5 protein-coding genes and 1 pseudogene are annotated in these 6,737 nt (G+C 41.4%); 1 reads left to right on the top strand and 5 read right to left on the bottom strand.

Annotated elements, in window-relative coordinates; translation table 11 throughout:
- Positions 1 to 418: 418 nt before the first annotated feature.
- The 4 genes and pseudogenes from ACFRAK_RS21590 to helD form a co-directional block, all read right to left on the bottom strand.
- Positions 419 to 1,252: pseudogene (locus ACFRAK_RS21590) on the bottom strand (excinuclease ABC subunit UvrA); the annotation flags it as partial.
- 367 nt (positions 1,253 to 1,619) lie between these two features.
- A complete protein-coding gene (gene sspL, locus ACFRAK_RS21585; RefSeq protein WP_034304091.1) occupies positions 1,620 to 1,751 on the bottom strand; it encodes a small, acid-soluble spore protein L in 132 nt (43 codons plus the stop codon).
- Positions 1,752 to 1,880: 129 nt separating this feature from the next.
- Positions 1,881 to 2,117, bottom strand: coding sequence for a hypothetical protein (locus tag ACFRAK_RS21580; RefSeq protein WP_260287061.1), 237 nt, complete (start codon positions 2,115 to 2,117; stop codon positions 1,881 to 1,883).
- Between the two features lie 78 nt (positions 2,118 to 2,195).
- On the bottom strand, positions 2,196 to 4,532 hold the full coding sequence (gene helD, locus ACFRAK_RS21575; protein ID WP_394572479.1) for an RNA polymerase recycling motor HelD: 2,337 nt from the start codon (positions 4,530 to 4,532) through the stop codon (positions 2,196 to 2,198).
- Positions 4,533 to 4,937: 405 nt separating this feature from the next.
- On the opposite strand from helD, the gene ACFRAK_RS21570 reads away from it, so the two are divergent.
- Complete coding sequence (locus ACFRAK_RS21570) at positions 4,938 to 5,195, top strand: zinc ribbon domain-containing protein (protein ID WP_387603708.1); 258 nt, start codon at positions 4,938 to 4,940, stop codon at positions 5,193 to 5,195.
- Positions 5,196 to 5,400: 205 nt separating this feature from the next.
- On the opposite strand, the gene ACFRAK_RS21565 is transcribed toward ACFRAK_RS21570, so the two are convergent.
- Entirely contained in the window at positions 5,401 to 6,378 is a 978-nt protein-coding gene (locus ACFRAK_RS21565; protein WP_394572481.1) for a 2-hydroxyacid dehydrogenase, read from the bottom strand.
- Positions 6,379 to 6,737 lie beyond the last annotated feature (359 nt).

The raw sequence follows: 6,737 nt of genomic DNA, 5'->3' as shown, positions 1-6,737 counted from the left end.
CATTGACGCCGTTTATCGATCTAAACCACATAGTATTCGGCCGTTCACCCATAGTATTCGACCTTCACTCACTATTCGGACTCTGAACCTCTTTTTTATTCAAACAGAAGTCCGCCATTTACAGCGGACTTTTAGTTTGTAGACAAAAGGGGTTCTATGTAAATTTTAAAAACAAAGTTGATTGGAACGGAAGGTACGAGACTCCTGCGGGAAAAGCGAGTCCAAGGGAGACCCCACAGGCGCAAAAGCGACGAGGAGGCTCCCGGACAGCCCGCGGAAAGCGAGTGCCTGGAGTGGAAATCCACGGGCAAAGTTTAAAAACCTAAAAAAATTGTAGACAAACCCGATTTTCATCGAGTTTGTCTACAGTCTAAGCCCGCCATTACGGCGGACTTAGACTGTAGAGTGCTGTCATTATTTATTTTTTCTGTTCAAGGCATTGATAAACCGCCATCATATCTCGTTTGTTCAGCTCACGAATCTTGGCGAAGATGGGGATATCGGCAACGGCCTCGGTACGTTCACTTCCAGCCACAACATCGCCTACTTTCCCTGTCAGCCTGGTCTGGACGTCGATGTCTTCGACTATCACTTTACGCCCTTCATCATTGATGCCACTGACATGACAACTCACACACGGTATCGTTAATTTATATACATCGTCATGGAGGTTATCTTCTGAAATGACTTTCTTTCCATTACAGAATGGGCATTTATGACTTGCTTTGATTTTATTGATTTGGGTCACGATTTTTTTGTAGCCAAATGTTTCATAGACATAGGTCAGTTTTTTATATTTGTCATTGGTGAAGTATTTATCAATAATGGTTTCTCTTGTTTCGTTAATATCGGCAAAGTCACAGATGGTGATCTAGTTTTTGCTGCTGATTGCTTCGAGATTGCTTTTGATGCTGCCCCAGAATGGCAGGGTATTTTGCAAGACCACTTCATAGCCTTTGAGGCTTGCCAGTTCCAGTTCGAGCATTTTCAACGCTGCTTTTGTTTCCCGAGGAAGGAATGAGACATCATCCGCAAGTGCGATATCTCCGCCTACAATTGCTTTTAGTTTTGCCAGTTCTGGCAGCTTCCCGACAATTTTGGTGACTTCAGCAATTGGCTTTTGGATGATCTCGCGAATGTCTGTATCACCAAATGTCAGTTTTTTTTGATGGTTCAGGATCGTTCCTTGACAGACTGGACAGGCGATCATCTCTTTTGATGCTTTCATCTGCTCTTTAATGATCGATTTGGCAGCCTCCTGCCATTCCTTCACATTTCACTGCTCCAGAAACGGATGATTCATCGACAAAAACTTTATAGATTATGGCTCTTTTCGTAAAGATTGTTGTTTTTAAAACGAAACAATTTAAGGTTGATTGGAGTGGAAGTGCGAGACTCCCGCGGGAGCAGCGGGACAGGTGAGACCCCACAGGCGTTTACGCCGAGGAGGCTCACCGCCCGCCCCGCGGAAAGCGAGCATCTGGAGGGGAAATCAACCACACCACATTACTTGGTAAATGGCAAAAAAGTATGCGAAAACAGCCTAGATTATAAAAGCCCCTCTCGTCTAAGAGAAGGGCATTCTTTATGAAGTATGACCATATTTTTTCCCAATGCGCTTATTTTGTATTGGACTTTTTTGCCTTGTTTTCAAGATCGCTTTTTGGCTCAGTGGAGAATTCCACATCTTTTCCGTGTCCCTGCGGGTTAACACTTGGTGCGATACGACCTCTTCCTGTCTTTTTACTCATTTCCTTCACCTCCAAGTATATTATGTCCGAACTGTTATAAATTAAAAACGAGGTGGGTTTCTATAAAGATCACCCAATAAAAAACATGCATAGAAACAAAGTCTACACAGGTTTCAAAACATGAAGGACCTACTTTAAAGCACGGGTGTAATTTATTGTATCTTTGTTCTGAGGAATATCGCGATTTTCTTTCCCGTCAGGCTGTACCGCTCTTCCTGTATTTCCACTATAGCCTTCTTCCATGGGCCCTGGATAATGATAATGACCATCATTAACTGATTGAGTTGTTGATTCACCAGTCGTCTGGCTTCCTCCCGTGTTCACCCCATCGAGTCTTACGGATCTGTTTTCTTTCTCGTTAGTCAAATCCTCTCCTCCTTTACTAAAGATTCTTTATAGTATTTGATAAAAGAACAATAAAATGAAAGGAGAAAAAAGGAAGCGTTAATCTGTCAGAAGGAAACGCTTCGCTGCATCGTTTTGCAAGAAAGGACTAGGTTCGCCAACCGTATATATGTGTAAGTTATGCATGGCCCTGGTACATGCGGTGTAGAACAATCTTCGCAGGCTCTCATCACCATATGTTTGCATAGATGCATCATAAATGATGACAGCATCGAATTCGATGCCCTTTGCCAAATAAGCCGGAATGACAACAACACCCTTTTCATATTCATTTGTGCCTTTCTGTACGAGTTTAAATTCACCTTGGATTCTAAGGTCATCGTATGCAGCAGCACTTTCGGCAGCGGATTTACAGATTATTGCGATGGTATTATATTCACGACTTTGAAAGTCTTTGACTTTTGCCACGATTTTGCGGTGCAATTCATCTCGGCTGGACACTTGAGTCAGTACAGGCTTCTCGCCTTCTCGTTCGAATGCCTTGATTCGATGGCCTTCAGGAACTAGTTCACGTGTAAATTCTATAATCTGCTTTGTGGATCTATAGCTTTGATCCAAGGTTATACTCTCGGTTTCAGTTTCTCCGTATAAACTGGTAAGAGTCTGAAAATCCACCCGTTCGCTGGCATGTGCAAATATCGCCTGGTTAAAGTCACCGAGCACGGTCATCCTTGCCGAAGGAAACAACCGTTTCAAAAACTCGAATTGAAATGGAGAATAATCCTGTGCTTCGTCTACAAGCACGTATTTTATAGAAGTATTCGTCTGAAATCCTACAATTAGCTCCTTCAGCAGCAAAAATGGAGTCGCGTCTTCGTAATGCAGTTTACCTTCGTCCAGCATTTTTTGCGTTGATAAACATATTTCCCTTTCGACAGGTGTTTCACCCTCATTCCACAGTTCATTCCGTATTTGTTCGTCAAAGAGTTGCTTGTATATTTGCTTAATATTGATAAAATGAAGTGCTTTTACCCGTTTGCGTAATGTCTTCAATTTCTTGCGAACAATCATACGCGCGAGCATTTTATGCTCTTTCTCATAATCATCAAAGGAATCTTCAGCATGGCCGCGTTTTTTCTCTAATAGGTTGTATACCTTTTGATAGTCTTCTTTGCTAAGGTACTCGATTTCCTCCTGGACCCAAGGTTTTTTCAACTCGGACTTTTCCGTTTCATCAAGCAGCTCACATAACCACTCTTTCAACTTTTCAACCCTATTGTGAAAACGTAAGGTGGTGTCCGTGTTATAAAATCTTTCCGAGATTTGTTTAGCGGAGACGAGCGTTTCCCCGCGGAACTTTAACCCTCTAAAGATCATTCCAGATCGTTCCAGTGATTGCCTGTATGTTTTGATGATCTCAAAGAAGCGAATCGATGCCTTAAATTGGATACTCGCTGTCCTGGTGCTATAGGAGGGATGATCCGCTGCAGTCAACAAAAATTCCAATTGCTCATAAGGATCCTCAACTTGAAACGAGTCAGTCAGACGATGATCCAAGTATTCCTGGAATGTTACCTGCTGCATATTCTCTTCGCCAAGCTCGGGCAACACATTGGATACGTAGTTATTAAACATGGAGTTAGGAGAGAATAAAATGATTTGGTCGGCTTTTAGCCATTCCCGATTCTTGTAGAGCAAGTAAGCGATCCGTTGGAGGGCAGCTGATGTCTTGCCGCTGCCGGCGGCACCTTGAACAATGAGCAGATGTCCGCGATCGTTCCGGATGATCCTATTTTGCTCCCGTTGAATGGTGGCCACAATACTGTGCATATGCTTATCTGTTCCTTTGCCAAGCACCTGCTGCAGTATCTCATCCCCAATGGTGAGACTCGTATCGAACATCGATTCGATAACGCCTCCTTTGATGATATATTGCCACTTTTTCTCCAACATCCCAGAAATCATGCCTCCGGGAGTAGAGTATTGTACGGGGCCGGGAGGAAAGTCATAATAAACACTCGAAATCGGGGCCCTCCAATCGTAGACTATGAAATTTTCTCCTGTTGTATCAGTAAGAGTCGAGGTCCCAATATAAATATGTTCTGTAAGGGCAGATCCTTCTTCAGTGATATCGATCCGGCCGAAATAAGGCACTTCCTGCATGCGGCGCAGTGTAGATAACCTCTTGTGGGAATATCTATGTGCGCCTTCCCTTTCTGACAAGGCTTGAGCCTGTTGCCTTAAGCCAATGATGGTCTCGAGGTAATCATCGAAAGTATCCATATTAACCTTGAGGTCATCCCAAAAATGTTTACGGATATTAACAACTTCTTTTCTGCGCTGTGAAGTTTCCCCATCAATTTTGCCGATTTGTTTCGTTATTGTTTCGATCACCTCATTCAAACGTTCTTGCTCCTGCCGAATTTCATCGTTCATATCAGACACTCCTTCAAAAAATAAAAATAGGGGTTGACTAGAGGTGAGTTTTACCTTATACTTATATTAAGGGGTAAACTGTATATTTTATTTATAAATGTGTTTCTATATTAATTTATCACATTTTCAGGACTATATCAATGTATATTGCACAACAGTTGCCATAATGAATCGTCATTTTAAACTCTAATTTAACATGTATATCCATAACCAGTTGAGCAGTGGCTTGACTGGTTATTTTTATGACTATTTGAAAAAATGCTCCGCTAGTCCTGCCTTACATAACGGCAACACCCACATTAACGGTTGATTCGTCGTTTCGATGATATGTGATTCATCTTGTCTTGACTTCATTTTGTTTGTTAGATAATGTTTAGAATAAAACCTTTTACAGGAGAATCTATCATGAAAAAATATAAAACATGCCAGAGTTGTGGAATGCCGCTATCTAAAGATGAATTAGGTGGAGGAACTGAAAAAGATGGTAGTAAAAGCACTAAATATTGCAGTCATTGTTATATGAATGGTGAATTCACTCAAAATATTACTGCGATGGAAATGCAAAAATTTGTTCAAAATCATATGATTGAAAATATGAAAATGCCTAAATTTATTGCTAAGTTTTTTTCTAGGGGCATCCCGAAGTTAGAGCGATGGAAATAATCAACTACTAGAGAACGAAACGTACAAAACTCCTGCAGGAATAGCGTATCCAAGGGAAGCGAGTGCCTGGAGTGGAAATCTATAGTAACAAACAAGCCCTCCTTTATAGTGAGGGCTTGTTTGTTTTATTGAATAATGCGAAATCAAAAAATGGATAGCCCCTAATAAGGCTATCCGTCTTAATTTATAAATGCTGTTTAAGAATTCACTTCACCTTTACCCCAGCTTTAATCAAGGTAGGCGGAGCTTCTCCCTGTATTCCGGCTACAAGATTGGTCGCTGCCAGCTTCGCCATTTTCAGGCGGGTTTCATATGTTGCGGAACCGATATGAGGCAATGTGACGACATTCTTCATGGAAAGCAATGGATTGTCTTCCTGGACGGGCTCTTGTACAAAGACATCCAGTCCAGCCGCGTGAATTTCACCGTTTTTTAGCGCAGTGATCAAGGCTTCTTCATCCACTGTTTTCCCTCTTGAACAATTGATGAAGATGGCAGTCTCTTTCATGAGCTTGAATTCTTTTTCCCCCATCATCTTTTCAGTTTGGGGAGTCAGCGGTGTCATCAAGCAGACAAAATCAGATTGCTTTAACAGATCTTCCAGAGAACAGTATGTAGCTCCATACTTTTGTTCTGCTTCTTCGTTTCTAGATCTATTGTGATATAGGATGTTCATACCGAATCCAAAACGGGCCCTTTTTGAAACGGCGGAACCTATTCCGCCCATCCCGATAATCCCTAATACTTTATGATGGACGTCCAACCCAAATGATTTTTCTCCGATATTCGATGTCCATTGCCCTGACTTTACCATTTGATCCATCTCCGGCATTCTTCTCGCTGTGGACAGCATCAAGCCCATAATCGTATCTGCGACTGTCTCATTCAATACCTCTGGAGTGTTCGTGGCCATGATTCCTCGATTGGACAACTCGGTTATATCCAAATTGTCGTAACCAACTGATGAGTTACAGACGATTTTTAATTGCGGTGCTTGATCCAGTAAAGTTTTATCCACTTTTAATCCTGAACCTAATATACCTTGTGCGCCCTTCAGCTCTTGAAGGAATTCAGGATAATTTCGTGAGTCAAGACCTTCAAAATAAACGACATCACAAGTCTCTCGAACATAATCCAACACTTCTTGATCCACTTTCTTATAAATGATTACTTTCGGTTTCATCATTAGTACCCTCACTTCCAATAAAGTAGGACCCCATCGGGATCAAATGCAGACACATGTATTTTGAAATACCTCTACCTATAATCTACCATTATTTTAAAAAAGGTTGTAGCTAATTGAATGGCGGACCAAACCGCTAAAATGGAAGCTAAAGATAAAATGATATTTTCGAACCAATTGTTTTTATATCTTCCCATCAAGCTCTTTTTATTTGATAGCACCAGAATCCCAATAGCGATAATAGGAAAACAATAACCTTTCATTTTAAAAAAACTTTTGACACTTCGCACTTGATGACCATTCAAGAGAATTGGCGTTGTTGCGGATTAGAAAATACAGGATTCGTTACTATATGGATT

The organism is Peribacillus sp. NPDC056705, assembly GCF_043656335.1.
The sequence above is the reverse complement of the archived record's forward strand: the minus strand, read 5'-3'. Positions and strand labels throughout refer to the sequence as shown.